The organism is Stenotrophomonas sp. As-7, from assembly GCF_030291015.1.
GTDB lineage: Bacteria > Pseudomonadota > Gammaproteobacteria > Xanthomonadales > Xanthomonadaceae > Stenotrophomonas > Stenotrophomonas lactitubi.
In genome coordinates, this window is sequence record NZ_CP127405.1 from 1751728 (window position 1) to 1776042 (window position 24315).

The window sequence follows — 24315 nt, forward strand, 5'->3', positions numbered from 1 at the left end:
CGCCCCGACCTCGCAGGGTGGTTCCCCGTTGGCGCCTGGCGTCGGCCGGGCCCGCACCTCCCTCGCTGCTCCAGCGAACCGGAAAACCCCCTTTCTGCTCCACGCCCGCCCCCCGGGCAGGCGTGGCGCTGCCGTTTTCCATTTCCAGACAGGATGCTTGCAGCCATGACTCCCTTGATTTTCGTAACCGGCGGCGTGGTGTCCTCGCTCGGCAAAGGTATTGCCGCCGCGTCACTGGCCGCCATTCTCGAAGCGCGTGGCCTGAAGGTCACGATGATGAAGCTCGATCCGTACATCAACGTCGATCCGGGCACCATGAGCCCGTTCCAGCACGGTGAGGTGTATGTCACCGACGACGGCGCCGAAACCGATCTCGACCTGGGCCACTACGAGCGTTTCGTGCGCACCCGCCTGAGCCGCAAGAACTCGGTCACCACCGGTCGCATCTACGAAGAAGTGATCCGCAAGGAGCGCCGCGGCGACTACCTGGGCGCGACCGTGCAGGTCATTCCGCACATCACCGATGAGATCCGTCGCTGCATGGACGAAGCCACCGAGGGCTTCGACGTGGCCCTGGTGGAGATCGGCGGCACCGTCGGTGACATCGAGTCGCTGCCGTTCCTGGAGGCGATCCGCCAGGTGCGCACCGAGCGTGGCCCGGAAAAGGCACTGTTCATGCACCTCACCCTGGTGCCGTACATCGCCGCTGCCGGTGAACTGAAGACCAAGCCGACCCAGCACTCGGTGAAGGAACTGCGCTCGATCGGCATCCAGCCGGACGTGCTGCTGTGCCGCTCGGAACAGCCGGTGCCGGATTCGGAGCGTCGCAAGATCGCCCAGTTCACCAACGTCTCCGAGCGCGCGGTGATCAGCGTGCCCGACGTCGATGTGCTGTACCGCATTCCGATGGGCCTGCACGCACAGGGCCTGGACGAGATCGTCATCAACCAGCTGAAGCTGGCCGACAAGGCCGGCCCGGCCGACCTGTCGATGTGGGAAGACGCCGTCGATGCCACCCTGCATCCGCTGGATGCGGTGACCATCGCAGTGGTCGGCAAGTACATCGACCACCAGGACGCCTACAAGTCGGTCGGCGAGGCACTCAAGCACGGTGGCCTGCGCCAGCGCACCAAGGTCACCCTGAAGTGGCTGGAAGCGCAGGACCTGGAAGGCAGCGACATGTCCGCGCTGGCCGATGTCGACGGCATCCTGGTGCCGGGTGGTTTCGGCGACCGTGGCTTCGAAGGCAAGGTCCTCACCTCGCAGTACGCCCGTGAGCAGAAGGTGCCGTACTTCGGCATCTGCTACGGCATGCAGGCTGCCGTGGTCGACTACGCGCGCCACGTGGTGGGCCTGGAAGACGCCAACAGCACCGAGAACGATCGTCAGTCGCCGAATCCGGTGATCGGCCTGATCACCGAGTGGCGCACCGCCACCGGCGACGTGGAAAAGCGTGACGACAAGAGCGACCTGGGCGGCACCATGCGCCTGGGCCTGCAGGAGCAGCGCCTGAAGCCGGGCACGCTGGCCCGCGAGCTGTACGGCAAGGACGTGGTCGCCGAGCGTCACCGCCACCGTTACGAGTTCAACAACCGCTACCGCACCCAGCTGGAAGACGCAGGCCTGGTGATCGCCGGCAAGTCCATGGACGACACCCTGGTGGAAGTGGTCGAACTGCCGCGCGACCAGCATCCGTGGTTCCTGGCCTGCCAGGCGCACCCGGAATTCCTGTCCACCCCGCGTGATGGCCACCCGCTGTTCATCGGCTTCATCCGTGCCGCGCGCGAGCGCAAGGCCGGTGGCAAGCTGCTGCAGGAAGTGCGCGCCTGACTTGTCATGGGGGCCGCCGGCCCCCATCTTGCTCGCTTCAACCCCAGCGCACCGGCACTGCCGGTGTAGCGGACAACAAGGAAACGCCATGAAACTGTGTGGATTCGAGGTCGGGCTGGACCAGCCCCTGTTCCTGATCGCCGGCCCCTGCGTGATCGAGTCGATGCAGCTGCAGCTGGATACCGCCGGCAAGCTGAAGGAAGTGACCGACAGGCTCGGTGTGAACTTCATCTTCAAGTCCAGCTTCGACAAGGCCAACCGCACCTCCGGCACGGCCTTCCGTGGCCCGGGCATGGAAGAGGGCCTGAAGGTGCTGGCCGAGGTCAAGAAGCAGATCGGCGTACCGGTGCTGACCGACGTGCACGAGTACACCCCGATGGACGAAGTGGCCTCGGTGGTGGACGTGCTGCAGACCCCGGCGTTCCTGGTCCGCCAGACCGACTTCATCCGCAAGGTATGCTCGGCCGGCAAGCCGGTCAACATCAAGAAGGGCCAGTTCCTGGCGCCGTGGGACATGAAGCCCGTTGTCGAGAAGGCCAAGGCCACCGGCAACGAGCAGATCATGGTCTGCGAGCGTGGCGCCAGCTTCGGCTACAACAACCTGGTCAGCGACATGCGTTCGCTGGCGGTGATGCGCGATACCGGCTGCCCGGTGGTGTTCGACGCCACCCATTCGGTGCAGCTGCCGGGCGGGCAGGGCACCAGTTCCGGTGGCCAGCGCGAGCATGTGCCGGTACTGGCGCGTGCCGCGGTTGCCGTGGGCATCTCCGGCCTGTTCGCCGAGACCCATCCGGACCCGTCCAAGGCGCTGTCCGATGGCCCCAATGCGTGGCCGCTGGACCAGATGGAAGCCCTGCTCGAGACCCTGATGGAGCTTGACGCGGTGACCAAGAAGCACGGCTTCTCGCGCTTCGCGTGAGTCAGCACCCGCAGGCGGCGCTGGAGATCCAGCGTCGTCGCCGGCACTGGCGGCAGTGGCCGTGGGGCCCGATCGCACTCGGTCTGGCCTTGCTCTCGGTATCCGGCGTATTCGCCATCGGCATGCTGTTCGGTGCCGGTATGCGTCCGTCCAGTGCGGGCGGCCCGGTAGTGAACCTGCTGCCCTTCGTCATCGCGCTGGCGGTGGCCGAAGTGCTGACCATTTCCGCAGGGCTTTTCGCCGCGGTGCTCGGCTGGCGCCTGAACCGGGGCAGGGTCACCGCTGCACTGGCGATGGTCCTGCTGTCGCTGTGGGTGGGCATCCTGCTGCACGATCTGCTTTGATGAATACGACACCTGAACCCTCGCGCAGTCGCCCCTGGGGCCTGATCGCCCTGTTGCTGTCGGTGCTCGCCTGGGGCGCGTTGCTGCTGGGCGTGCTGGCCTTTGCCGCCAGCTTCCGTCCCCCGGGGGATGGCAACAACGGCGTGCAGGCCATGCAGTACTGGATGCTGGGCGCGCTGGTCACGCTGGTGCTGTCTTTCGTGGGCAGCCTGGTGGCGATGGTGATGGCCTGGCGACGGCGACGCGGAGCGGTGTGCGCGGCCATTGCCGGTGCGCTGCTGGTGATGCTGGTGTCGCTGGTGATGATCGTGATCGGGTCCAGCTGGGGCTGATGCCACTCAGGCCATTTGGCAAGTGAGGGGTAGCCGGGGATAATCACGCGGCATTCGTTTTTGTCGCCCCCTCTCCATACAGGTAACCGGCCCGACCATGAGTACGATCCGCAGCATCCATGCCCGTGAAATCCTCGACAGCCGTGGCAACCCCACGCTGGAAGCCGAAGTCACCCTGGAGGACGGTTCGTTCGGTCGCGCCGCGGTTCCCTCCGGCGCATCGACCGGCACCAAGGAGGCGGTGGAGCTGCGTGACGGCGACAAGACCCGTTACCTTGGCAAGGGCGTGCGCAAGGCCGTCGACAACGTCAACGGCGCCATCGCCAACGCACTGAAGGGCTTCGAGGCCACCGACCAGGCCGGCCTGGACCGTCGCCTGATCGATCTGGATGGCACCGAGAACAAGGGCCGCCTGGGCGCCAACGCACTGCTGGGTGTTTCCATGGCCGCCGCACACGCTGCTGCTGCCTCCAGCAAGCAGGCACTGTGGCAGTACCTGGCCGGCAAGACCGGCGCGACCCCGTCGCTGCCGGTGCCGATGATGAACATCATCAACGGCGGCGCGCACGCCGACAACAACGTCGATTTCCAGGAGTTCATGGTGCTGCCGGTCGGCTTCACCTCGTTCTCCGAAGCGCTGCGTGCCGGCACCGAAATCTTCCATTCGCTGAAGTCGGTGCTGAAGGGCCATGGCCTGAGCACGGCGGTGGGCGACGAAGGCGGCTTCGCGCCGGACTTCCGCAGCAACGTCGAAGCGCTGGACACCATCCTCGAAGCCATCGGCAAGGCCGGCTACACTGCCGGTGAAGACGTGCTGCTGGGCCTGGACGTGGCCTCCAGCGAGTTCTTCGAGAACGGCAAGTACAACCTGGTCGGCGAGAACAAGCGCCTGACCTCCGAGCAGTTCGTCGACTTCCTCGCCGACTGGGCCGCGCAGTACCCGATCATCACCATCGAAGACGGCCTGGCCGAGAACGACTGGGCGGGCTGGAAGCTGCTGACCGATCGCATCGGCAAGAAGGTGCAGCTGGTCGGCGACGATCTGTTCGTCACCAATCCGAAGATCTTCCAGGAAGGCATCGATTCGGGCACCGCCAACGCGATCCTGATCAAGGTCAACCAGATCGGCACCCTCAGCGAAACCCTGGAAGCGATCGCCATGGCCGACCGTGCTGGTTACGCCGCCGTGGTCTCGCACCGTTCGGGTGAAACCGAAGACACCACCATCGCCGATATCTCGGTGGCCACCACCGCCACCCAGATCAAGACCGGCTCGCTGTGCCGCAGCGATCGCGTGGCCAAGTACAACCAGCTGCTGCGCATCGAGGAAGCCCTCGGTGCCGGCGCGCGTTACGCGGGTCGTGACGCGTTCGTGTCGCTGAAGCGCTGAGCCGATGCGCGACTGGCGCTGGCTGCTGCTGTTGCTGGCCCTGCTGCTGGCATGGCTGCAGTACCGTTTCTGGTTCGGCCCGGGCAATTCGGGTGAAGTGATGATGCTCGAAGCCCAGGTCGCCAACCAGGAGCGGGACAATGACGGTCTGCGGCAGCGCAACGATGCGCTTGCTGCCGAAGTGAAGGACCTCAAGGAAGGCCAGTCCGCCATCGAAGAACGCGCGCGCAGCGAGCTGGGCATGATCAAGCCCGGCGAGAAGTTCTATCGCGTCGTGGAAGATGCACCCGTGCTTCCGGCGCAGCCTGCGCCGGTCACGGCGCAGGCAGGTGACCATCCGGCGGACGTGCCATGAGCGCGGCGATCTGGGTGGTGGTTCCGGCCGCAGGGCGCGGCACGCGTTTTGGTGCGCCGTTGCCCAAGCAGTACCTGCAGGCCGGCGGGCAGACCCTGCTCGCCCACACTCTGGACGCCTTGCTGGCGCACCCGGCCGTGGCCGGGGCGATGGTGGTGATCGGCGCGGACGATGCCGATTGGCCGGGCTGGACCGAGTGGGCCGGCAAGCCGGTGCTGACCTGCACCGGTGGCGCAACCCGTGCCGCCTCGGTGCTGGCGGGGCTGCAGGCCCTGCCGGACAGCGTGCGTGCCGACGAATTCGTGCTGGTGCACGACGCGGCGCGTCCGAACCTGTCGCAGACCGATCTTGGCCGCCTGCTGGAAGTGGGGCGCACCGACCCGGTCGGCGCCATCCTCGCCGCCCCCGTGCGCGACACGCTCAAGCGTGCCGGTGATGATGGCGGTATCGATGGCACCGAGCCGCGTGAGCGACTGTGGCGTGCACTGACGCCGCAGCTGTTCCGCCGCCACCAGTTGATCCGCGCCTTGTCCGAAGCCGCTGCTGCCGGCGTCGACGTCACCGACGATGCCATGGCCATGGAGCGCCAGGGCCAGCGCCCGCTGCTGGTGGAAGGCAGCGAGGACAACTTCAAGGTCACCACCCCGGCCGATCTCGATCGTTTCGAATTCGTACTCTCCCGCCGCGCCGGCTGACCGCCCGCGCGGCCCTGCTGCAAGGGCTGCATCCATGAGCACCTCCCCGTTCCCGCCCGTCCGTATCGGTCAGGGCTACGACGTCCATGCCTTCGGTGAAGGCGACCACATCATGCTCGGCGGCGTTGCGGTGCCGCACAGCTGCGGCGTGCTTGCGCACAGCGACGGCGACGTGATCCTGCACGCGTTGTGCGACGCGATGCTCGGCGCGATCGCGCTGGGTGACATCGGCCAGCACTTCCCGCCCAGCGATGACCGCTGGAAGGGCGCGGACAGCAGCGCGTTCGTGCGCCACTGCGACAGCCTGCTGCGCGAGCGCGGCTGGCGTGTCGGCAACACCGACATCACCGTGATCTGCGAGCGGCCCAAGGTCGGCCCGCATGCGCTGGCGATGCGCGAGCGCATCGGTGAACTGCTGCAGCTGCCGTTGGATGCGGTCAGCGTCAAGGCCACCACGTCCGAGAAGCTGGGTTTCACCGGGCGGGGCGAAGGCATCGCCGCGCAGGCCGTCGTTCTGCTGGTGGCGGCATGATTCCGTTGCCGCTCGCGTTCGGCGCGCCGCTGCTGCAGGCGCGCACCCGCACCACGCCGGAAGATTTCCAGGTCGATGAACTGCCGGCTTTCGAGGCGACGGGGGAAGGCGAGCACCTGCTGCTGCATATCCGCAAGCGTGGCGCGAACACGCTGCATGTGGCCAAGGTGCTGGCCAAGTGGGCGGGCCTGCCGGAAATGGCGGTCAGCTATGCCGGCATGAAGGATCGCAACGCGGTCACTACCCAGCGTTTCAGCGTGCACCTGCCCAAGCGCGTCGCGCCGGACCTGGCCGAACTGGCCAGTGACGAGATCGAAGTGATCGAGTCCACCTGGCACAACCGCAAGCTGCAGCGCGGCGCGCTGGCCGGCAACCGCTTCAAGCTGGTGCTGCGCGATGTGCAGGGAGATGCGGCGGCAATCGACGAGCGCCTGCAGCAGATCGCCACGCGCGGCCTGCCGAACTGGTTCGGCGAGCAGCGCTTCGGTCGTGATGGTGGCAATGTGCCGGCGGCGCTGGCGATGTTCGGTGGCCGCCGCATGCGCAAGGGCCAGCGGTCGCTGCTGTTGTCGGCCGCCCGTTCGGCGCTGTTCAACCGGGTGCTGGCCGCGCGCGTGGAGCAGGGCAGCTGGGACCAGCCGCTACAGGGTGAAGTGTGGATGCTGGATGGCAGCCGCAGCGTGTTCGGTCCCGAGCCGTACAGCGACGTGCTGGCCGAACGCCTGGCGCGCTTCGACATCCACCCCAGCGCGCCGCTGTGGGGCGAGGGTGAGCTGCGCAGCACTGACGCCGCCCGCGAGCTGGAACTGGCGGCGCTGGACGATGACGAATCCAAGGCGCTGCGTGTCGGTTTGGAAGAGGCGCGGTTGAAGCAGGAGCGGCGCGCGCTGCGGTTGCGTCCGGCGCTGCTGCAGCATCAGTGGTTGGCCGATGACGTGCTGGAGCTGTCCTTTGCGCTGCCGCCGGGCTGCTATGCCACGGCCGTCCTGCACGAGCTCGGGCCAGTCGAAGACGCGTCGCGGGCCTGACAGAAAAAGGGGGGCGGAGGCGAAGAGCATCCACGCATGGCGTGGATCTACTTGCTTCCGCTCGCCCCAGTAGATCCACGCCATGCGTGGATGAATCGTTAGTAGATCCACGCCATGCGTGGATGAATCGTCAGTAGATCCACGCCATGCGTGGATGGGCCGTCAGTAGATCCACGCCATGCGTGGATGAATCGCTAGTAGATCCACGCCATGCGTGGATGAATCGCTAGTAGATCCACGCCATGCGTGGATGGGCTGTCAGTAGATCCACGCCATGCGTGGATGAATCCAGCCGCCAGAACGTCAGCGCCGCGCCAGCAGCACCAGCACTGCGCCGGTGCCGCCTTGCCCGGTCGGGGCGGAATGGAACGCCAGCACGTCGTTGCGCAGGCGCAGCAGCCGATCCACCAGGTTCTTCAACACGGGTGCACTGCCATCGGACTGCAGGCCCTTGCCGTGGATGATGCGCACGCAGCCGTACTCGTGGGCATGCGCCTCCAGCAGGAACTGGCGCAGCATCGCCTCGGCCTGCGCGGCAGTGGCGCCATGCAGGTCCAGTTCGTCCTGCACCGAGTACTGCCCGCGCTTCAAGCGCTGGAACAGACGTGGCGGTAGATTGTCTCGCCGATAGCTGGCAACGTCGCCGGCTTCGAGGGGAGCGTTGTCGCGCAGCAGCCGGGCGAACTCACCGGCGGCTTCTGCGTCGTCTCGCTCGGCCATGCGCGCGCGCGGCTTGGGGCGCGGCGCGGCAGGCGCGGGCTCCACTTCCTTGCGCAGCGGCGTCACTTCGCCGATGGCTGCACGGAACAATGCAGCCGGATCTTCGTCTTCAGGGTGCGACATGCGCACAGGTTAAACCGGCTGCGCGGGTCTGCCTATGACCGTTTGATGCCGGCCGTGACCGCAGACAGGGTAGGACCCAGCGCCCGCTTGCGGCACAATAGTCGGCGCACTTGCGGAGCTGCCTCCTCCTTGGAGGAGACGGGTCGGCTTCGCCCACGATGCAAGGTGACGGGATCGAATTCTTGGAAAATCAAGCGGTTAAATCGAAGATGCGCATCCTGGTCAGCAATGATGACGGTGTCGACGCGGCAGGCATCCGGATGCTTGCATCCGTGCTGCGCGAGGCCGGGCACGAAGTCACGGTGGTCGCACCCGACCGCGATCGCTCCGGCGCCAGCAATTCGCTGACCCTGGATCTGCCGATCCGGCTCAAGCGCATCGACCACTACACCGTGTCGGTGGCCGGTACGCCTACCGATTGCGTGCATCTTGCGCTGACCGGCCTGCTGGAGTTCGAGCCTGACATTGTCGTGTCCGGTATCAACAATGCCGCCAATCTCGGCGATGACGTGATCTATTCCGGCACCGTCTCGGCGGCGATGGAAGGTCGTTTCCTCGGCCTGCCCGCAGTCGCGGTGTCCTTGGTGACCCGCAACCACGACCCGAAGCATTTCGAGACGGCGGCGCGTGCCGCAGTGGAGATCGTTGCCCGCCTCAAGGCCGATCCGCTGCCGGCCGACACCATCCTCAACGTCAATGTGCCGGACCTGCCGTGGAGCGAGGTCAAGGGCTTCGAAGTCACCCGCCTGGGCAACCGCCATCGCGCCGAAGGCTGCATCGCGCAGAAAGACCCGCGCGGCAACGAGGTGTACTGGATCGGTCCGGCCGGCCGCGAGCAGGACTCCGGCCCGGGCACCGATTTCCATGCGGTGCGCACCGGCCACATTTCGATCACCCCGATCCAGGTCGACCTGACCCGCTACCAGGCGCTGGAAAAGGTCGCCAGCTGGGTCGGCGGCCTTACCGCTGCGCTGGACCAGCCGGCATGAGCCCACGCCTGCGCCTGCAGCCGGAAGCGGTCGGCATCGGCATGACCTCGCAGCGCGTGCGTGACCGTCTGGTCGACCGCCTGCGCGAGGCCGGCATCGTCGACGAGTCGACGCTGAACGCGATCCGGGTGGTGCCACGTCATCTGTTCATCGACGAGGCCCTGGCCTCGCGCGCGTATGAAGACACCGCGCTGCCGATCGGCCACGGCCAGACCATTTCGCAGCCGTGGGTGGTCGCGCGGATGACCGAGGCCGTGCTGCAGGTGGCACCCAAGAAGGTGCTCGAAGTGGGCACCGGTTCTGGCTACCAGGCGGCGGTGCTTGGTGCGCTGGGGCTGGAGGTCTATACCGTCGAGCGCATCGGTGACCTGCTGCGGCAGGCGCGCAAGCGTTTCCGCGCGCTGGGCATGAACATCCGCACCAAGCACGACGACGGCCGCGTTGGCTGGGCCGAGCATGGCCCGTTCGACGCCATCGTGGTCACCGCTGCCGCACCGGCGCTGGTCGATGCCCTGGTCGAGCAGCTGGCCGAAGGTGGCCGCCTGGTCGCCCCGGTCGGTGGCGCGGGCGCACAGTCGCTGGTGCAGCTTGACCGCAAGGACGACGGCAGCATCGAACAACGCGTGCTGGCGCCGGTCACCTTCGTGCCGCTGCTGTCTGGCATGCTCGATTGAATCCACGGAGCAGGGTTGCATGAAGATTTTCGGGCCGCTGTACGAGCGGGCGATGAAGTGGGCCGCGCACGAGCGCGCGCCGACCTATCTGATGGTGCTGAGCTTTTTCGAAGCCATCATCTTCCCGGTGATGCCGGAAGTGATGCTGGCGCCGATGTGCGTGGCCCAGCCCAAGCGCGGCTGGTGGTTCGCCACCCTCAGCCTGGCCGGCTCGATGGTCGGCGCGGTGGTCGGTTACGCGCTGGGCCACTACGCGTTCGAGGCGGTCAAGCCGCTGTTCGAGGCGCTGGGCATGCTGCCGGCGATCGAGCAGGGCATCGCTACCGTGCAGGCCAAGATGGTGGAGTCGCCGTGGGCGGTGTTCACCTTCCTGGTGCTGGGTGGCTTCATGCCGATTCCGATGAAGGTCTTCACGTGGGCATCGGGTATCGTCGGTGTGCCGATGCCGCAGTACCTGTTAAGCATGTTGATCGGTCGTGGCAAGCGCGTGTTCGTGCTGGCCGCGGTCATCCGTATCGGTGGTGCGCGCGCCGAAGCAGTGCTGCGCCGATGGATTGAACCGCTGGGCTGGATCGCCACCGCGTTGGTGGTGGTGCTGATCGCCTGGCTTGTATGGAGGTCGAAGTTCGCATGAGTGCAGATCGTCTGAGCAAGGGAGTGCGCATCGGCGCACTGGCGTTGCTGGTATCCACCCTGGCCGCCTGTGGCACTGCCACCGTGGTCCGGCCCAGTGGCAGTGGCGGCAGTGGCGTCAGCACGCCGAAGACGTCGGTGCCCAAGCCGGGGCAGAACGTGGTTGTGCGCAAGGGCGACACCATCTACGCACTGGCCCGCATCCACGACATCACCCCGGCCGACCTGATCGCCTGGAACAACCTGGACAACCCGTCGACCATTTACCCGGGACAGGTGATCCGCCTGTATCCGGCCGGTTCCGGTGGTGGCCGTGCGCCGACCACCGTGGTCACCGCGCCGCGTCCGGGTGGCAGCACGTCCGGCGGCAGTACCGCGCCGACGCCGGGTCCGGCCGGTCCGGTCAAGAGCAACATTGCCTGGCGCTGGCCGGCCGATGGCGCAGTCGTGGGCCGCTACGTGGCCGGCGACGCGACCAAGCAGGGTGTGGACATCGCCGGCACCAGCGGCGCACCGGTGAAAGCCACCGCTAATGGCGTGGTGGTGTATTCCGGCGCCGGCCTGGTCGGCTATGGCGAGCTGATCATCATCAAGCACAGCGACCAGTGGCTGTCGGCCTATGGCCACAACCGCAAGCGCCTGGTCAATGAAGGGCAGAGCGTGAAGGCCGGCGAGCAGATCGCCGAGATGGGCCGTACCGGTGCCAACCGGGACATGCTGCACTTCGAGATCCGCTACAACGGCAAGCCGGTCGATCCGCAGCAGTATCTGCCGGCGCGCTAGCGCGGGCAGATACGGTAGCGCCGGGCCATGCCCGGCGTGACTCACCTGTAGCGCCGAGCCATGCTCGGCTGATCTTTGCTGCGATAAGGCGCCGCCAGAGCATGGGCTGGGGCGTTACACGCAACGTGTGATCCAGGGTAGCGCCGGGCCATGCCCGGCGGCTTCAGACCTCAGCCTTCCAGAATGAAGGCGGCCGCTACCTTGCGGCCTTCGCCGGCAAGGATGTTGAAGGTGCGCGCGGCAGCCGGATTGTTCATTACTTCCAGGCCGATACCACGCGACAGGCAGGCGGCCATCACAACCGCCGGCGGGAACGCCTGGCGCTCGCCGGTGCCGAGCACTATCAACGCCGGCTTCAGTGCCAGGATCGGCTCCAGGTCCGCAACCTGCAGCGCCGTGACGTCGGTCACCGGCCACAGCTCGACCAGCTGATCTGGCGTCAGGAAGAAGCTGCGGCCCAGAACGCGATCATTCACCCGTGCCGAGCGACCGTCAGCGGCGCGCAGGCTGTAGGCGTAGTCGGGCAGTTCGTGGTTCAGCTGCATGGCAGGGACCGATCAGCCGCGCGGCAGCACGATCTGGCGGTGTTCCTTGCTCGGGCGATACAGCACGGCCACATGGCCGATACGCTGCACCAGCGCACTGTCGGTGGCCTGCACGATCTCGCCGATCATCACGTCGCGGGCGTCACGGTCTTCGGCGGCAACCTTCACCTTGACCAGTTCGTGGCGCTCCAGCACTTCGTTCAGCTCGGTCAGGAAGGCCGGCGTGACGCCCTTGCCGCCGGTCTGCAGCAGGGCCTTCAGGTCGTGGGCTTGGCCGCGCAGGAAACGGGTCTGGGAAGGGGTCAAGGCAGTGGGCATGCAGAAAACACGGTTGAATGGGACGATCAGGGTATCATGGCGACCCCCTCAGCCCCTATTTACAATGGCTACCCGCAGCAAAAGCAGCCAGCGCTGGCTCAAGGAACACTTCTCCGACCCCTTCGTGAAGAAGGCCCAGGCCGAAGGCATGCGCTCCCGTGCGGCCTACAAGCTTGAAGAGCTGCTCGAACGTGACCGGCTGCTGAAGCCGCATATGGTGGTGGTTGACCTTGGCGCGGCCCCGGGCGGCTGGTCTCAGCAGGTTCGGAGACAGATTGGCGATACCGGCCGCGTGCTTGCCCTGGACATCCTGGACATGCCGCCGCTGGCCGGTGTGGAGTTCCTTCATGGTGACTTCAGGGAAGAAACCGTCCTATCGGAGTTTGAAGCCATGCTCGGGGATCAGCCGGTAGACCTTGTGCTGTCGGACATGGCCCCCAATAAGAGTGGTGTGGGCGCGGTCGACCAGCCGCGGATGATGCACCTGGCGGAGCTGGCCATGGATTTTGCCGACAACCACCTCAAGACCGGTGGGGCATTCCTGATCAAGCTGTTCCAGGGCGAAGGTTTTGACGACTACGTGCGTGATATGCGCCGCCGGTACGACAAGGTCTCCATCCGCAAGCCGGAAGCCTCGCGCAAGCGCTCTCCCGAGGTGTATGCCTTGGGTCAGGGAAAACGCGCCCACATGAAGTAAGCTCGACCCCGTAAGTTCGACCCCAACGCAACGCCAGCACTAAGAGGAACACCGGAGCCAATGAGGATGAACGACTTGACCAAGAACCTCCTGCTATGGGTGGTCGTCGCCGTCGTGCTGATGGTGGTCTTCCAGAGCTTCTCGCCCAAGACCTCGGGGGCCGGGGCGCAGGGCGCTTCGTACTCGCAGTTCCTGGACCAGGTGGACACCGGCAACGTGCAGAAGGTCGCCTTCGGCGGCGATACGCGCGGCGGTACCAGCCAGATCACCTACACCACCCGGGGTGGACAGTCGTCCACCATCACCGCGCCGTTCGATCGCGACCTGATCAACGTGCTGCGCACCAAGAATGTCGAGATCGTGCAGGAAGAGCCGTCCAGCGGCATCTCCCTCGGCGCGATCCTGATGAATTTCCTGCCGGTCATCCTGATCATCGGCTTCTGGTTGTTCATCATGCGGCAGATGCAGGGCGGTGGCGGCGGCGCCAAGGGCGCGATGTCCTTCGGCAAGTCGCGCGCCAAGCTGCAGGGCGAAGACCAGATCAAGGTCACCTTCGCCGACGTTGCCGGTTGCGACGAGGCCAAGGAAGAAGTCGGCGAACTGGTCGACTTCCTGCGTGACCCGTCCAAGTTCACCAAGCTCGGCGGCAAGATTCCGCGCGGCGTGCTGATGGTCGGCCCGCCGGGTACCGGCAAGACGCTGCTGGCCAAGGCCATCGCCGGCGAAGCCAAGGTGCCGTTCTTCTCGATTTCCGGTTCGGACTTCGTGGAAATGTTCGTCGGCGTCGGTGCCAGCCGTGTGCGCGACATGTTCGAGCAGGCCAAGAAGCACGCGCCGTGCATCATCTTCATCGATGAAATCGACGCCGTCGGTCGCCACCGTGGTGCCGGCCTGGGCGGCGGCCATGACGAGCGCGAGCAGACCCTGAACCAGCTGCTGGTCGAAATGGACGGTTTTGAAGGCGGCGAAGGCGTGATCGTGATCGCAGCCACCAACCGTCCGGACGTGCTGGACCCGGCGCTGCTGCGTCCGGGCCGCTTCGACCGCCAGGTGGTGGTCGGTCTGCCGGACGTGAAGGGCCGCGAGCACATCCTCAAGGTGCATATGCGCAAGCTGCCGCTGGCCGACGACGTCGTGCCGATGGTGATCGCGCGTGGTACTCCGGGCTTCTCCGGTGCCGACCTGGCCAACCTCTGCAACGAGGCCGCCCTGTTCGCCGCCCGTGGCAACGAGAAGGAGGTCCGCATGGACCACTTCGATCGTGCCCGCGACAAGATCCTGATGGGCGCCGAGCGCCGCTCGATGGCCATGAGCGAGGAGGAGAAGACCCTCACCGCCTACCACGAAGCCGGTCACGCCATCGTCGGCCGCTTGGTGCCCGAGCACGATCCGGTCTACAAGGTCACCATCATTCCGCGCGGCCGTGCGCTGGGTGTGACCATGTACCTGCCGGAAGGCGACAAGTACTCGATCAACCGCGTGGCGATCAACTCGCAGTTGTGCTCCCTGTATGGCGGTCGTGTCGCCGAAGAACTGATCTTCGGGCCGGACAAGGTCACCACCGGTGCGTCCAACGACATTGAGCGCGCCACCAAGATGGCCCGCAACATGGTCACCAAGTGGGGCCTGTCGGAGACCCTTGGCCCGATCGCCTACGGTGAAGAGGACGATGAAGTGTTCCTCGGCCGTTCGGTCACCCAGCACAAGAGCGTGTCCAACGACACGGCGCGCCGCATCGATGAGGAAGTGCGCAGCATCCTGGACAAGGCCTATGCCCGGACCACCGAACTGCTGACCGCCAACGTCGACAAGCTGCATGCGATGACCCAGTTGCTGCTGCAGTACGAAACCATCGACGCGCCGCAGATCGACGCCATCATGGAAGGCCGCGATCCGCCGCCGCCGATGGGTTGGACCAAGTCGAGCAAGGACGATGGCGGCAATGACAAGGGTGGCGACGCCCGTCCGCTGCCGCCGATCGCCGGTCCGGCCGAATCGATCTGACGGCCTGCCGTACGCAATGCAAGACGAGGCCGGGGCAACCCGGCCTTGTTGTTTCCGGGCCCTGGCCCATCCGATCCCGACCGTCCGCTGGAGTCCGCATGTCCGCCCCCAAGCCTGAACCGATTTCCCACACTGCCGAAATGGTGATCGCCACCGTGGTCGGCGTCGCTGTTGGCCTGACCGTGGACAATCTGCTGCTGGGCTGTGGTGTGGGTATCGCAGTGGGCATCCTGCTGAGCATCATCAAGACGCTGTACGTGGACCGGAAGCGTCGGCGCAAGTAGGGTTCTGCGGCAGGGCTGCGCCCTGCACCCGCAGAGGCCACAGCGACCGCCGAAGCAACGGCAAGAGCTGGGCTTCCTGGGGATGGCGGGGCGGTGTCGGATTGCGGGGACGCCGTAAACCCCCAGACCTGCCCAGCCGCTGGCGGCTGTGCGTTCGGGCGCTTGCGAAGCAGTGCTTCGCAAGCAAAGCGCCCTCACCCATGGGGGCTTGGCCGCGGCATCCATGCCGCGGACACCCCGCAATCCGACACCGCCCCGCCTTCGACGATTCCCCGCTGCTGTTGGTAGGTGTCGACCTTGGTCGACACGTAGATCCACGCCATGCGTGGATGCTCTTCGTTCAACTGTCGAGATGTTCGATTCCGCTGGAGATTCATCCACGTATGGCGTGGATTTACCGGGCACCGGGAAACTGTCGAAGGCGGGGTGGGTCCGGTTGCGGGGGTGTCCGCGGCATGGATGCCGCGGCCACCCCCGCAACCGGACCCACCACGCCATCCCACGAAAACCCGCTGTTGCTGTTGCTCCAGCCCTGGCCTCTGCGGGTGCAGGGCGCAGCCCTGCCGCCGTAAACTACCCTTCGTTGCCCGCAGGATCTGCCATGTTCGATATCTCTCCCCAGCTCGATTGCGCCGGCCGCATCCTGCGCCTGGACCGTGCCCGGGTCATGGGGATCGTCAACGTCACCCCGGATTCGTTCTCCGACGGCGGTGCCCATGACACCACCGAAGCGGCGGTCGCGCACGGCCTGAAGCTGGTGGAGGAGGGCGCCGACCTGCTCGATATCGGCGGCGAATCCACCCGCCCGGGCGCGGCGCCGGTGTCGATCGACGAAGAGCTGCGTCGTGTCGTTCCGGTCATCGAGCAGCTGGCTGCGCGCACGCCGGTGCCGATCAGCATCGACACCTTCAAGCCGGAGGTGATGCGTGCCGCAGTGGCTGCAGGGGCCGGGATGATCAACGACATCTTCGGCCTGCGCCAGGATGGCGCGTTGGAGGCCGCGGCAGACACTGGCGTGCCAGTGGTGCTGATGCACATGCAGGGCGAGCCGGGCCACATGCAGGCCGACCCGCAGTACGACGATGTCGTCACCGAGGTGCATGGCTTCCTGGTGCAGCGCTTGTTCGCCGCCGAGATGGCCGGCATCGCCAAGAAGAATCTGCTGATCGATCTTGGCTTCGGCTTCGGCAAGAGCACCGCGCACAACATCACCCTGCTGGCCCGCTCCGAGCGCTTTCTCGAGCTGGGCGTGCCGATGCTGGCCGGGCTGTCGCGCAAGCGCAGCCTGGGCGAGCTGACCGGTCGCGAGTCACCGGCCGAGCGCGTCGCTGCGTCCGTGGCCGCACACCTCATCGCCGTGCAGCGCGGTGCCCGTATCGTGCGAGTGCACGACGTTGCAGCCACGGTCGATGCCTTGAAGGTCTGGCAGGCGGTCGACGCGGTGCCTGCTGTCCGGGTAGATGCCAAACCGACCCTCCGCTGGCCGGACGAAGACTGATGGCAGTGGATCAGCGGCCGCTGGCGATCGCCGTGATGGGCCCGACCGCCAGCGGCAAGACCGCGACCGCGATCGCGCTGGCGCAGCAGCTGGATGGTGAAATCGTCAGCGTCGATTCGGCGCTGGTCTATCGCGGGCTGGATATCGGTTCAGCCAAGCCTGATGCCGGCGAACGCGCGCAGGCAGCGCACCACCTGCTGGACCTGCGCGATCCCTGGCAGACCTATTCGGCCGCCGAGTTCGCCGCCGATGCCGGCCGCGTGGTGGCCGACATCGTCGCCCGGGGCAAGACGCCGATCCTGGCCGGCGGCACGGGCCTGTACTTCCGTGCGCTGCTGCAGGGGCTGTCGCCGATGCCGGAAGCAGACCCGGCGATGCGCGACGTGCTGAGCGCCGAGGCTGCCGAGCGTGGCTGGGCCGCCCTGCATGCCGAACTTGCCACCGTCGATCCCGCCGCCGCTGCACGCATCCATGCCACCGATCCGCAACGCATCCAGCGGGCGCTGGAGGTCTACCGCCTGACCGGCACGCCGATCAGTGAATGGCAGCGTCGCCCCGGCGTCGCCCCGTTGCCGGTGCGTACATTGAAGCTGATTCTGGCGCCGCGCGACCGCGCCGTGCTGCACCACCGCATCGAGGCGCGTTTCGACGCCATGCTCGCCCAGGGCTTTCTCGATGAAGTGCGCGCGCTGCGTGCGTTGCCGGACATGCAGGCGGTCGCCACGCCGCTGGACCTGCCAGCCGTCCGCGCGGTTGGGTATCGCCAGGCCTGGGAATACCTGGACGGCGAGGGGGACGAGGCCCGCTTCCGTGACAAGTCCATTTTCGCCACCCGGCAACTGGCCAAGCGCCAGCTGACCTGGCTGCGCGGCGAGCTTGATGCGCGCTGGTTCGACCCCCATATGGATAGGGAGCGCCTGGCAGGCGCGGTGTCGACCTTCGTTGCACGCTGAACCGACGCTGGCCGTGTACCATCATGGGCCGGCAAGCGGCTCGGGGGCCGCGGCAACCGCCGGCTACCAATAAGAACAATAATCAGGAGTGTGCAATGTCCAAGGGGCAATCGCTGCAGGATCCTTTCTTGAATGCACTGCGGCGCGAACGCGTGCCGGTTTCGGTGTACCTGGTCAACGGCATCAAGCTGCAGGGCACGATCGAATCGTTCGATCAGTTCGTGGTCCTGCTGCGCAACACCGTCAGCCAGATGGTCTACAAGCACGCCATTTCCACCGTGGTGCCGGCGCGCAACGTCAAGGTCGGCCCGGGTGGTGGGTACGTGCAATCAGGTGAGGATGGTCAGGCGGGTGATGAAGCAGACGAATGATGTTGGAGCGGTGAATGTTTGACCGCTCAAAAATGGGCGAACACGCCCTGTTGATCCAGCCGCATTTCGGCAAGCTGGAAGACGATGTGCTGGAAGAATTCGGTGATCTGGCCCGCTCGGCTGGGGCCAGCATCGCGGTGACCATCACCGCGCGCCTGGATCGTCCCAATCCATCGACCCTGCTCGGCAGCGGCAAGCTGGATGAGATCAAGGCCGCCGCCGAAGCAACCGGCGCAGACCTGATCCTGGTCAACCACGCGTTGAGCCCGGGCCAGGAACGCAATCTGGAACGTTTCCTGGAGCGTCGGGTGATCGACCGTACCGGTCTGATCCTGGACATCTTTGCCCAGCGTGCGCGCAGCCATGAAGGCAAACTGCAGGTCGAGCTGGCCCAGCTGCGCCATATGGCGACGCGCCTGGTGCGTGGCTGGACCCATCTGGAGCGCCAGCGTGGTGGTTCGATCGGTCTGCGCGGCCCGGGTGAAACCCAGCTGGAAACCGATCGTCGCCTGCTGCAGAAGCGGGTTGAACAACTGCAGAAGCGGCTGGAAAAAGTCGAAGTACAGCGCACCCAGATGCGCCGTGCGCGTGTGCGCAGCGAATTGCCGCGGGTGGCCCTGGTGGGCTACACCAATGCCGGCAAATCGACCTTGTTCAATGCGATGACCGGCGCCGAGGCCTATGCGGCTGACCAGTTGTTCGCGACCCTGGATCCGACCGTGCGCCGGATCGCCGTGCCCGGTGGCAACGTCGTGCTGGCCGATACGGTTGGTTTCGTGCGCGACCTGCCGCATGACCTGGTGGCGGCCTTCCGCTCGACCCTGTCTGAAGCGCGGGAAGCGGATTTCCTGCTGCACCTTGTCGATGCCGCCGATCCGCACCGCGAGGAGCGCATCGCCCAGGTCGACGAAGTGCTGACCGCCGTCGGTGCTGGCGACCTGCCGCAGTTGCTGGTGTTCAACAAGATTGACCGCATCGAGGGTGCCGACGTGCGTCACGATGGCCAGGACGGTGTGCCGGATGAATCGCGGCGTGAGCGGGTGTGGATTTCCGCACGCGACGGGCAGGGCATCGAGCTGTTGCAGGCCGTGCTCGGCAAGCGGTTGGGTCTGCAGCACGTCACCGGCGAGCTGCGCCTGCCGCCCAGTGCCGGCCGCCTGCGCGCGCGCCTGCACCAGCTGGAAGTAGTCCGCAGTGAACAGGCCGATGAAGAAGGCTGGCTGTTGCAGGTCGATCTTCCCATCGCCGAGGCCGAGAAGCTGGCGGCCAGCGCCGATGGCGAGCCGATCCGGGCCCTGCTGCCGGAAAAGCTGCCCGAATGGTGAGGTAGTGCCGGCCGCTGGCCGGCAGTTCCTGCGGCCCCGTGCCGCGACACCACCTTGCGATCTGCGGTACAACGTGCAGGTTCTTCACCTTTCAGCTACCCCGATGTCCTTCCCGACCGACGCCGAACTCAACGCCCAGGCCGCTGCGCTGGGCCAGCGCCTGCAGCAGGCTTCGCTGCAGCTGGTGACTGCTGAAAGCTGCAGCGGTGGCTGGATCGCCAAGTGCATGACCGACATCGCCGGTTCCTCGGCGTTCTTCGACTGCGGCATGGTGGTCTACAGCTACGAAGCGAAACAGCGCCTGCTCGGCGTGCGCGCGCAGACGCTGGAGCAGTTCGGTGCGGTCAGCCGCGAAGCCGTGCTGGAGATGGTGTCCGGGGCACTGGTCAATTCCGGCGCCGGCATCGCGGTGGCAGTGACCGGTATCGCAGGGCCAGGCGGTGGCAGCCCGGACAAGCCGGTCGGCAGTGTCTGGATCGGCTGGAAGCGCCGCGGTGGCTATGCCCGTGCCGAGCTGTTCCAGTTCGACGGTGACCGTGAAGCCATCCGCCGGCAAACCGTAGCGGCGGCATTGCACGGTATCGACGCCCAGCTGTGACATGCTGCTCCGGCAATCAACCGGAGTAGGCAACGATGTGGGAGACGCTGGGCACCGTCCGTGACCTTGGTAGGCTGCAGGAAATCGCCGCCGTCCTGATCCGCTACGGCTTCGGCGACGTCGTGCGGCGCATCGGCCTGGCCACGGTGCTGGAACGTACCGGCCGCCTGCTGCACTGGAACGAGGAGCGGCAGGAAATGCTGCGCATGACCGCGCCGGTACGCGTGCGCAGCGCCCTGCAGGATCTCGGGCCGACCTTCGTGAAGCTGGGCCAGGTGCTCGCCACCCGCGTCGACCTGCTGCCGCCGGACTGGATCGCCGAACTCTCCGAGCTGCAGAACGCGGTCCCTGCATTGCCCTACGAGAAGATCCGCGACCAGTTGGAGGCCGACCTCGGTGCACCGCCGTCGCAGGTGTTCGCCTTCCTTGATGAAACCCCGATGGCCGCTGCTTCATTGGCCCAGGCCCATCGTGCGCGGCTGCGCGATGGCCGCGAAGTGGTGTTGAAGGTGCGCCGTCCCGGTATCCGTGACGTGGTTGAAGCCGATCTGCGATTGCTGGCACGGCTGGCCGAGATCGTCGAAGCCCGCCTGCCGGATCTGCGCCGCTACCGGCCCGCCGAGGTGGTGCAGCAGTTCACCGTGTCGCTGCGGCGCGAGCTGGATTTCGCTGCGGAGTGCCGCAATGCCGAGCGCATCGCACGCAACTTCGAAGGGCGGGACGACATCCTGATTCCGGCGGTGCACTGGCAATGGACCTGCGAAAGCCTGAACGTGCAGGACTTCGTCGACGGCATTGCGGGACGTGATCTGGCCGGTGTCGATGCGGCCGGACTCGACCGCCGTGAACTGGCCCGGCGTGGTGCCGACATCGTATTGAAGATGGTGCTGGAGGACGGCAGTTTCCACGCCGATCCGCACCCGGGCAACATCATCTACCTGCGCGATGGCCGCATCGGTGTGATCGATTTCGGCATGGTCGGCGCCTTGTCGGAGGTGCGCCGCTTCCAGGTCGCGCAGCTGCTGCATGGTCTGGTGGAACAGGACCCGCAGGGCGTGGCCGATGTGCTGCTGGACTGGGCGGGTGGCGTGGAAGTGGACGAGAACCGGTTGCAGCACGACATCAGCCTGTTCGTCGACCAGTACCGTGGCGTGCCGCTGAAGGACCTGCGGATCGGCCTGATGCTGGGCGACATCACCCAGCTGCTGCGCAGCTACAACCTGACCCTGCCGGCGGATCTGGCATTGATGATCAAGGCCTTCCTGACCCTGGAGGGCATGGGCCGCCAGCTCGACCCGGACTTCGACATGGCCAGCGCAGCACGCCCGTTCCTGGAGCGGGTGGTACTGCAGCGCTATGCGCCGCGGGCGCTGTTCAAGCGTGGCCGCCGCAGTCTGCTGGGCATGATCGACTTTGCCGGTGAACTGCCGCGGGATCTGCGCAAGCTGGTGCAGGCTGCGCGCCGGGGCCGCCTGCAGCTGAAGGTCGAGACCAGCGCGCTGCAGGGCTTCGGCGACCAGGTCAATCGCGCCGCGAACCGCTTGGTGATGGGCATCGTCACTGCGGCCCTGATCATCGGTTCTTCGATCGTGATGCACAGCGTAGGCGGCGTCTCCAGCCGTTGGCTGCTGGCGCTGGGCGTGTGCGGCTTCATCGGCGCAGGGTTCTGCGGGGTGTGGATCCTGTTCTCGATCTGGCGCAGCGGCAAGCACACGTAGTGTGCCTGCCGCGGCGGTTCCCACCAGGAACCGCGGAATCGCGCAGCGATTCCTGTAGAGCCGACCGCTGGTCGACTGCTTTCGCCTTGTCGCTCCCGGCACTTGCAGTCACAGGCGTTAGTAGTAATACTACTAATCATGGACCTGACCGACACCCAGCAGGCGATCCTGCAGTTGATCGCCGAGCGTATCGAGAGCGAAGGGGCGCCCCCTTCGCAGACTGAAATCGCACGTGCCTTCGGCTTCAAGGGGGTGCGAGCAGCGCAGTACCACCTGGAGGCGCTGGAGCAGGCCGGGGCGATCCGCCGCGTACCGGGCCAGGCACGCGGCATCCGCTTGGTGCAGGCACCACCGGTGGAAAAGCTCGCCGAGCCGGGGCTGCCTGACAGCGTCCTGCGCCTGCCGATCCTGGGTCGGGTCGCGGCGGGTCTGCCGATCGGCGCCGACATCGGCTCGGATGATTTCGTGGTGCTGGACCGGGTGTTCTTCTCGCCGGCACCGGACTACCTGCTGAAGGTGCAGGGCGACTCGATGATCGACGAAGGCATCTTCGATGGCGACCTGATCGGTGTGCACCGCACTCGTGACGCCCATTCGGGGCAGATCGTGGTGGCCCGCATCGATGACGAGATCACCGTCAAGCTGTTGAAGATCGCCAAGGACCGGATCCGCCTGCTGCCGCGCAATCCCGATTACAAACCGATTGACGTGCTTCCTGACCAGGATTTCTCGATCGAGGGCCTGTACTGCGGGCTGCTGCGACCGAACCGTTGACGATTCACCCTGCATTTCCCGCGGTCTTTTGTGGCGATTCTCTGGTTCTGCTGAGGTTGGTACGGATGTCCGATAATTTTTTTCCGAACGCCGGGCAGAATCTCAGCCTGTGCGATACGCCAGCCTTAAAGTGAACCCATGGCCAAGAAAACTTCCAAAGACAGCACCTCCAACGACGTGACCTCTGCAAGGACCAATCCGATGGACGAGAACAAGAAGCGCGCCCTCGCTGCAGCTCTGGGCCAGATCGAAAAGCAGTTCGGCAAGGGCTCGGTGATGCGCATGGGCGACCGTGTGGTCGAGCCTGTCGAGGCGATTCCGACCGGTTCTCTGATGCTGGATATCGCATTGGGCATTGGTGGCCTGCCCAAGGGCCGCGTGGTGGAAATCTACGGCCCGGAATCCTCCGGCAAGACCACGTTGACCCTGCAGGCCATCGCCGAGTGCCAGAAGCTGGGTGGTACGGCGGCCTTCATCGATGCCGAGCACGCGCTGGACCCGATCTACGCAGGCAAGCTGGGCGTCAACGTCGACGATCTGCTGTTGTCGCAGCCGGATACCGGTGAGCAGGCGCTTGAAATCGCCGACATGCTGGTCCGCTCCGGCTCGGTGGACATCCTGGTGGTCGACTCGGTCGCCGCGTTGACCCCGAAGGCCGAAATCGAAGGCGAGATGGGCGACCAGCTGCCGGGCCTGCAGGCTCGCCTGATGAGCCAGGCGCTGCGCAAGCTGACCGGCAACATCAAGCGTTCCAACACGCTGGTGGTGTTCATCAACCAGCTGCGCATGAAGATCGGTGTGATGATGCCGGGCCAGAGCCCGGAAGTGACCACCGGCGGCAACGCGCTGAAGTTCTACGCTTCGGTGCGCCTGGACATTCGTCGTATCGGTGCGATCAAGAAGGGCGACGAGATCATCGGCAACCAGACCAAGATCAAGGTCGTCAAGAACAAGCTGGCTCCGCCGTTCAAGCAGGTCATCACCGAGATCCTGTACGGCGAGGGCATCAGCCGTGAAGGCGAACTGATCGATATGGGCGTGGAGGCCAAGCTGGTCGAGAAGGCCGGTGCCTGGTACAGCTACGGTGAAGAGCGCATCGGCCAGGGCAAGGACAACGCCCGTGGCTATCTGCGCGACAACCCGCAGGTTGCGGCCAAGCTCGAGGCCGAGCTGCGCGAAAAGTTCCAGCCGACCGAAGCCGTCCGTGAGGAAGGCGAAGACGAAGGCGACGACGAGTAAGGCTTGCTGTGGGGCAGGGCGGCGCCGTCAGTGACGTCGCCCTGTCCTGCAGATTCGGTTTCCCCGACGGGGGACGCGCCAGGGACGGCGCATTTGATTGAAGGCGAGCATGAACGATTCCGACGCCCCGGAACCCGGCCGCAAGCGCCGCGTACGCGAACAGACCCCCGTCCAGCGTGCCCTGGGGTTGCTGGTGCGGCGTGAGCATTCGCGCAAGGAGTTGACCCGCAAGCTGACCTCCCGGGGTATCGAGGGCGAGGCGGCGCAGGCCGCGGTCGACAAGCTGACCGAGGCTGGCTGGCAGGACGACACCCGGTTTGCCGAGAATCTGGTGCGTATGCGCGCCAATACCGGCTACGGCCCCATCCATGTGCGTGCCGAACTGGGCACCCATGGACTGGACAGCGAGCAGATCGCTGCCGCCATGGAGACCTTTGAAGGCGACTGGACGGAGAACGCCCGGGACCTTGTCCGTCGCCGCTTCGGTGAGGCCGGCCCGCAGGACCTCGCACAGCGTCGCAAGGCCGCCGATCTGCTGGCCCGCCGGGGCTTTGATGGCGACAGCATCCGGCGTGCGACCCGTTACGATCCGGACGACTGAGACTGATGGCGCCGGGCCTGATACCCTTTGGGGTTTCGGCGGT

The 24315-nt window shown here is 66.1% G+C and carries 28 protein-coding genes; 25 read left to right on the forward strand and 3 right to left on the reverse strand.

The window, feature by feature from the left end; translation table 11 throughout:
* The first annotated feature begins 165 nt into the window (after positions 1-165).
* The 9 genes from QP457_RS08240 to truD all read left to right on the forward strand — a co-directional run bounded on the left by QP457_RS08240 (position 166) and on the right by truD (position 7425).
* A complete protein-coding gene (locus QP457_RS08240) occupies positions 166-1830 on the forward strand; it encodes a CTP synthase (RefSeq protein ID WP_100464696.1) in 1665 nt (554 codons plus the stop codon).
* Positions 1831-1918: 88 nt separating this feature from the next.
* Positions 1919-2749, forward strand: a complete 831-nt coding sequence (gene kdsA / locus QP457_RS08245) for a 3-deoxy-8-phosphooctulonate synthase (protein WP_012510652.1) — start codon at positions 1919-1921, stop codon at positions 2747-2749.
* Positions 2746-3093, forward strand: a complete 348-nt coding sequence (locus tag QP457_RS08250) for a hypothetical protein (protein ID WP_089240231.1) — start codon at positions 2746-2748, stop codon at positions 3091-3093. Before kdsA ends, QP457_RS08250 begins: the two co-directional genes overlap by 4 nt.
* Positions 3093-3425, forward strand: a complete 333-nt coding sequence (locus QP457_RS08255; protein WP_205403926.1) for a hypothetical protein — start codon at positions 3093-3095, stop codon at positions 3423-3425. Before QP457_RS08250 ends, QP457_RS08255 begins: the two co-directional genes overlap by 1 nt.
* 97 nt (positions 3426-3522) lie before the next feature.
* A complete protein-coding gene (eno, locus tag QP457_RS08260) occupies positions 3523-4815 on the forward strand; it encodes a phosphopyruvate hydratase (RefSeq protein ID WP_176021100.1) in 1293 nt (430 codons plus the stop codon).
* 4 nt (positions 4816-4819) lie between these two features.
* Positions 4820-5170: a cell division protein FtsB gene (gene ftsB, locus QP457_RS08265; RefSeq protein ID WP_205403925.1), complete on the forward strand. Its 351-nt coding sequence runs from the start codon at positions 4820-4822 to the stop codon at positions 5168-5170.
* A complete protein-coding gene (ispD, locus tag QP457_RS08270) occupies positions 5167-5865 on the forward strand; it encodes a 2-C-methyl-D-erythritol 4-phosphate cytidylyltransferase (protein ID WP_205403924.1) in 699 nt (232 codons plus the stop codon). The genes ftsB and ispD overlap by 4 nt, the downstream gene beginning before the upstream one ends.
* 34 nt (positions 5866-5899) lie before the next feature.
* A complete protein-coding gene (ispF, locus tag QP457_RS08275) occupies positions 5900-6397 on the forward strand; it encodes a 2-C-methyl-D-erythritol 2,4-cyclodiphosphate synthase (RefSeq protein WP_099820094.1) in 498 nt (165 codons plus the stop codon).
* Positions 6394-7425 carry a tRNA pseudouridine(13) synthase TruD gene (gene truD, locus QP457_RS08280; protein ID WP_205403923.1) on the forward strand — a complete coding sequence of 344 codons (1032 nt, stop codon included), beginning with the start codon at positions 6394-6396 and terminating at the stop codon, positions 7423-7425. Before ispF ends, truD begins: the two co-directional genes overlap by 4 nt.
* Positions 7426-7728: 303 nt before the next feature.
* On the opposite strand, the gene QP457_RS08285 is transcribed toward truD, so the two are convergent.
* A complete protein-coding gene (locus QP457_RS08285) occupies positions 7729-8268 on the reverse strand; it encodes a Smr/MutS family protein (protein WP_099820096.1) in 540 nt (179 codons plus the stop codon).
* A 209-nt stretch (positions 8269-8477) separates the two neighbouring features.
* On the opposite strand from QP457_RS08285, the gene surE reads away from it, so the two are divergent.
* The 4 genes from surE to QP457_RS08305 are packed head-to-tail and all read left to right on the forward strand — an operon-like array spanning position 8478 to position 11347.
* The gene (gene surE / locus QP457_RS08290; RefSeq protein ID WP_089240247.1) at positions 8478-9257 is read left to right on the forward strand and encodes a 5'/3'-nucleotidase SurE; all 780 of its coding nucleotides are present in this window, start codon (positions 8478-8480) and stop codon (positions 9255-9257) included.
* Positions 9254-9931, forward strand: coding sequence for a protein-L-isoaspartate(D-aspartate) O-methyltransferase (locus QP457_RS08295; RefSeq protein WP_089240249.1), 678 nt, complete (start codon positions 9254-9256; stop codon positions 9929-9931). Before surE ends, QP457_RS08295 begins: the two co-directional genes overlap by 4 nt.
* Before the next feature lie 19 nt (positions 9932-9950).
* Complete coding sequence (locus QP457_RS08300) at positions 9951-10565, forward strand: DedA family protein (RefSeq protein WP_180167583.1); 615 nt, start codon at positions 9951-9953, stop codon at positions 10563-10565.
* Positions 10562-11347, forward strand: coding sequence for a peptidoglycan DD-metalloendopeptidase family protein (locus tag QP457_RS08305; RefSeq protein WP_205403922.1), 786 nt, complete (start codon positions 10562-10564; stop codon positions 11345-11347). The genes QP457_RS08300 and QP457_RS08305 overlap by 4 nt, the downstream gene beginning before the upstream one ends.
* A 170-nt stretch (positions 11348-11517) precedes the next feature.
* Here the strand turns inward: QP457_RS08305 and QP457_RS08310 are convergent, their stop codons facing one another.
* Both QP457_RS08310 and yhbY read right to left on the reverse strand, forming a co-directional pair.
* Positions 11518-11892: an Mth938-like domain-containing protein gene (locus tag QP457_RS08310; protein WP_205403921.1), complete on the reverse strand. Its 375-nt coding sequence runs from the start codon at positions 11890-11892 to the stop codon at positions 11518-11520.
* 12 nt (positions 11893-11904) lie between these two features.
* The gene (gene yhbY, locus QP457_RS08315) at positions 11905-12210 is read right to left on the reverse strand and encodes a ribosome assembly RNA-binding protein YhbY (protein WP_025878910.1); all 306 of its coding nucleotides are present in this window, start codon (positions 12208-12210) and stop codon (positions 11905-11907) included.
* Positions 12211-12274: 64 nt separating this feature from the next.
* Here yhbY and rlmE point away from each other — a divergent pair, with 64 nt between their 5' ends.
* The 12 genes from rlmE (at position 12275) to recX (ending at position 24272) form a co-directional block, all read left to right on the forward strand.
* Entirely contained in the window at positions 12275-12907 is a 633-nt protein-coding gene (rlmE, locus tag QP457_RS08320; protein ID WP_100552143.1) for a 23S rRNA (uridine(2552)-2'-O)-methyltransferase RlmE, read from the forward strand.
* Positions 12908-12973: 66 nt separating this feature from the next.
* Positions 12974-14911 (forward strand): ATP-dependent zinc metalloprotease FtsH, encoded by a 1938-nt coding sequence (ftsH, locus tag QP457_RS08325; RefSeq protein WP_162292006.1) that lies wholly within the window; start codon positions 12974-12976, stop codon positions 14909-14911.
* Between the two features lie 98 nt (positions 14912-15009).
* Positions 15010-15195 carry a hypothetical protein gene (locus tag QP457_RS08330; RefSeq protein WP_100464731.1) on the forward strand — a complete coding sequence of 62 codons (186 nt, stop codon included), beginning with the start codon at positions 15010-15012 and terminating at the stop codon, positions 15193-15195.
* A 601-nt stretch (positions 15196-15796) separates the two neighbouring features.
* On the forward strand, positions 15797-16693 hold the full coding sequence (gene folP / locus QP457_RS08335) for a dihydropteroate synthase (RefSeq protein ID WP_180167581.1): 897 nt from the start codon (positions 15797-15799) through the stop codon (positions 16691-16693).
* Positions 16693-17646 (forward strand): tRNA (adenosine(37)-N6)-dimethylallyltransferase MiaA, encoded by a 954-nt coding sequence (gene miaA, locus QP457_RS08340; RefSeq protein ID WP_205405305.1) that lies wholly within the window; start codon positions 16693-16695, stop codon positions 17644-17646. Before folP ends, miaA begins: the two co-directional genes overlap by 1 nt.
* Before the next feature lie 95 nt (positions 17647-17741).
* Positions 17742-18017 carry an RNA chaperone Hfq gene (hfq, locus tag QP457_RS08345; protein WP_025878916.1) on the forward strand — a complete coding sequence of 92 codons (276 nt, stop codon included), beginning with the start codon at positions 17742-17744 and terminating at the stop codon, positions 18015-18017.
* 14 nt (positions 18018-18031) lie between these two features.
* Complete coding sequence (gene hflX, locus QP457_RS08350) at positions 18032-19342, forward strand: ribosome rescue GTPase HflX (RefSeq protein ID WP_205405304.1); 1311 nt, start codon at positions 18032-18034, stop codon at positions 19340-19342.
* A gap of 103 nt (positions 19343-19445) precedes the next feature.
* Entirely contained in the window at positions 19446-19940 is a 495-nt protein-coding gene (locus QP457_RS08355; protein ID WP_088101362.1) for a nicotinamide-nucleotide amidohydrolase family protein, read from the forward strand.
* A gap of 35 nt (positions 19941-19975) precedes the next feature.
* On the forward strand, positions 19976-21658 hold the full coding sequence (gene ubiB / locus QP457_RS08360) for a 2-polyprenylphenol 6-hydroxylase (RefSeq protein WP_205405303.1): 1683 nt from the start codon (positions 19976-19978) through the stop codon (positions 21656-21658).
* 138 nt (positions 21659-21796) lie between these two features.
* Entirely contained in the window at positions 21797-22432 is a 636-nt protein-coding gene (gene lexA, locus QP457_RS08365) for a transcriptional repressor LexA (protein ID WP_025878920.1), read from the forward strand.
* Positions 22433-22633: 201 nt separating this feature from the next.
* Positions 22634-23671 carry a recombinase RecA gene (gene recA, locus QP457_RS08370; protein ID WP_025878921.1) on the forward strand — a complete coding sequence of 346 codons (1038 nt, stop codon included), beginning with the start codon at positions 22634-22636 and terminating at the stop codon, positions 23669-23671.
* A gap of 109 nt (positions 23672-23780) precedes the next feature.
* Complete coding sequence (gene recX, locus QP457_RS08375; RefSeq protein WP_099820106.1) at positions 23781-24272, forward strand: recombination regulator RecX; 492 nt, start codon at positions 23781-23783, stop codon at positions 24270-24272.
* Positions 24273-24315: the final 43 nt, after the last annotated feature.